Genomic DNA, 3,052 nt, shown 5'->3' with positions numbered 1-3,052 from the left:
ACCGGCCCGGAACTCCGGATCAAAGCGGCGTCTCGTGGTAGCTCCCACGACCAAACCTCTCCCGGTTCGGTCTCCACGCTACGAGGGGAAGCTCAGAACAGGTCGCGTCGCCGCTGGCGGCCACGCCCTACGGCCTTCGGCACGCGGCGGTCTCGCTGTGGCTGGCCTCCGGGGTTCCGGCTACGGAGGTGGCCCAGCGAGCGGGGCACAGCGTTGAGGTACTCCAGCGCGTCTACGCAAAGGTGATCGACGGACAGACGCAAGCCGCCAACAGGAAGATCATGGCTGCTCTGGATGAGTGATCAGAGCTACTCTCGAAGGGCCTCGGGTCATCCCGGGGCATTCGTCATTCCTGGGGCTGACCTGGCCAAACACCGCCCGGAGCATTCCGCGACCTGCGACTGCCTACAGCGGCACTCGGCTGCATCAGATCATCAAGTGGTTAGAGAGAAACCCCAGGTGGGGGGCTGTTTGGCCTGATCGAAGAGTGCCCCCGGCAGGATTCGAACCTGCGGCAACCGCTTTAGGAGAGCGGTGAGCTTTCGGCTTGAGCCATGGCCTTGATCTGCCTAAACGCCTGGGTCAGCCCGCATACTCCGCTTGATCATTTCGCGTATAGTTCGCGCCCGTCGCGGCAGCTCTCCGGGGTGAGCGGAGCGGTTGGCTCCCTGCCGGAGGGCGGACAAGTTGGCTCGTCGACCAGTGCATGGCCAACCTTGGAAGCTACAGCCGACGGAGTTGTCCACTTTTGGACAAGATCTCGTAGGCTCACGGCCGCGTCTGATACACCTGCATTGTCTCGATCTGGAGGGGAAGCGGGTGCTTTCGACGTCGGAGCAGTGGGGCGAGCTGTACACCCCCAAAGGGGCTCCCTACGGTTCGATGCACCAGACACAGTGCAAGGAGCAGTTCAGCCTCGCATTCACTCACGCGATCACTGCGGCCGCCCGTTGCAAGGTCTCTGACCTTCGCGTTGATGACGAGTGCGTCGACTTCACAGTACGGCAGGTAGCGAATCACCGTCGGCACTCCAGCTCGGTCCTTGACGTGCAGATGAAGTGCACCGAACAAGACGTGCTGAAGGATGACGGGGTCCATTGGCAGCTCGACCGTGATCACTACGACGCGTTACGTGATCCCCGCACGTACAACCGGAAGATCCTTGTCGTACTTCTCGTACCTCACCTGCTACAGAGCTGGCTTGAGATGCGGGAGGACGGCATGCTGCTGCGTAGGGCCGCCTACTGGGTATGCCTTGAAGGCGCGGAACCCATAGAGACTCAGTCAAAAACCGTGATCCTTCCCAAGGAAAACGTCTTCAACGTCGAGCAGCTCTTGGAGATACTTCAGCGTGTAGGCGATGGAGGCAGACCATGAACGGCGTGCATGAGTTCGCTGCTCGGCCGTTGGTGCTCACTGAAGATCTGTCGCCTCCGGCGGTCGAAGCCTTCCTCAAGGTCCGCGGCTGGCAGCAGGTACGGCACCAGGAGGGTCTCTTCTCGATCTGGGAATCAGTTGCTCAGGACGCGAGCGTGATGCTCCCGTACGACAGCTCCTACCGAGACTTCAAGGCCCGCCTGCAGGATGCGCTGTACACGATCGCTGACGTCTACAACATCAAAAACAGCGAGGACCTCGCACTAGAGATCGCAAGTGCTCGTAGCGACATTCTGCTGCTGCGAGCGGACCAGGAGACCGTCGACGGCTCCATCCCTCTGGATGAAGCGCAGGATCTGCTGGCAGGGATCAAGCTGATGCTGACAGCAGCTGCTTGCAGTGCCATTCGACCACGCGCGAGCAACCGAGGGCGTCGGCCGTCCGCTGTCAAGGAGTTCATCTCACAAGAAGTCCGTATGGGACACACAATGCGGGGAAGCTTCGTCCTCACCATCCTCGCCCGCCATGACGGATCACGCACGGAGGAGCTTCCTCCGACAAACGGCGCCGACGATGTTTCAGCACCGGAGTCATCAGATGAGTCGACAGCGCAACTTAAAAGGCTGACCTTGCCTAAGCCGAGCGCAGAGCAGTCGGGCCTGGGAACTTATACACGACGCGTCATGACAACACTCGCGTCGGGACTCGAAGCGGCGTGCGAACTGCTGGCCGATTCTTCCGAGGTTGGACTGGATGACGCGATTCTGCGCGGTGCCAGCGAAGAACTTATACGTTCCCTCGGGCAGATGACCCTGCAGCCTGGGCTACGGGCCCTGGACATGTCGTTCCGCTGGTCTCCGATCCAGCCTCGCCCGAATGTCTCAAGCCGCGTGATACTTCCTCGTCCCAACCCGGAACGTATTGAAAGGGTCCTTCAGGATCTCCGTAAACGGCCGGTTGTGGAACAGGACGACTTGCTTGGCCACGTCATCCGCCTTGAACGTCCTGAAGGCCAGCATGTTGGAGTCGTCGTTGTAGACGGTTACCTCGGCAGAACGCGCCGTCGGGTTAAAATGCGTTTGTCGGGCCAGGACTACAGGACCGCTATCCGGGCTCACGAGGAGCAGCGCGCCATCCTTGCTAGAGGCACTGTCACCCTGGAAGACCGCTCCTGGTGGCTGACTGGGCCGGTAACGGTGCGCCTCCCCCTAGAGTGACTCCGTCGCACCTGTGAAGGCCAGCAAGGACGACCGGTCACGTACCTTCCAGTAACACGACAGGTAGCGGGCTGCGGCGAGCCGTCCCATAGGGCCATCTTCGACGAAGACTCCTGTCCGGCACTCGGTCCGATGGCCGGCCCTCTTGATCCAGTATCAGGCGCATCTCGATCACAGCCCCTGTCTTAGAGCCGCAAGCCGCACCGCAGGTGCGTGTCGACATCTGGGTCCCGCACCATCTGGTTGGCCAGCTTTTCCTGCTGCGCAGAGATCGTTGTGCGGTCCTAGCCAGCCGCCCTACTAGCCATCACAACACTGATGGATCAGCCCCTGAACTCGACCGGACCGACAAAGACAAAGCGGTGAGCTTCCCCTCGTAGCGTGGAGACCGAACCGGGAGAGGTTTGGTCGTGGGAGCTACCACGAGACGCCGCTTTGATCCGGAGTTCCGGGCCGGT

At 61.1% G+C, this 3,052-nt stretch carries 2 protein-coding genes and 1 tRNA gene; 2 read left to right on the top strand and 1 reads right to left on the bottom strand.

Annotated elements, in window-relative coordinates:
• Positions 1 to 488: 488 nt before the first annotated feature.
• Positions 489 to 559, bottom strand: a tRNA-Arg gene (locus ABZ857_RS43940).
• 260 nt (positions 560 to 819) lie between these two features.
• On the opposite strand from ABZ857_RS43940, the gene ABZ857_RS43935 reads away from it, so the two are divergent.
• Positions 820 to 1,377, top strand: a complete 558-nt coding sequence (locus ABZ857_RS43935) for a DUF4365 domain-containing protein (protein ID WP_357056868.1) — start codon at positions 820 to 822, stop codon at positions 1,375 to 1,377.
• Positions 1,374 to 2,594: a hypothetical protein gene (locus tag ABZ857_RS43930; protein ID WP_357056865.1), complete on the top strand. Its 1,221-nt coding sequence runs from the start codon at positions 1,374 to 1,376 to the stop codon at positions 2,592 to 2,594. Before ABZ857_RS43935 ends, ABZ857_RS43930 begins: the two co-directional genes overlap by 4 nt.
• Positions 2,595 to 3,052: the final 458 nt, after the last annotated feature.

The sequence above is a fragment of the Microbispora sp. NPDC046933 genome, assembly GCF_040644635.1.
Classification (GTDB): domain Bacteria; phylum Actinomycetota; class Actinomycetes; order Streptosporangiales; family Streptosporangiaceae; genus Microbispora.
The sequence above is the reverse complement of the archived record's forward strand: the minus strand, read 5'-3'. Positions and strand labels throughout refer to the sequence as shown.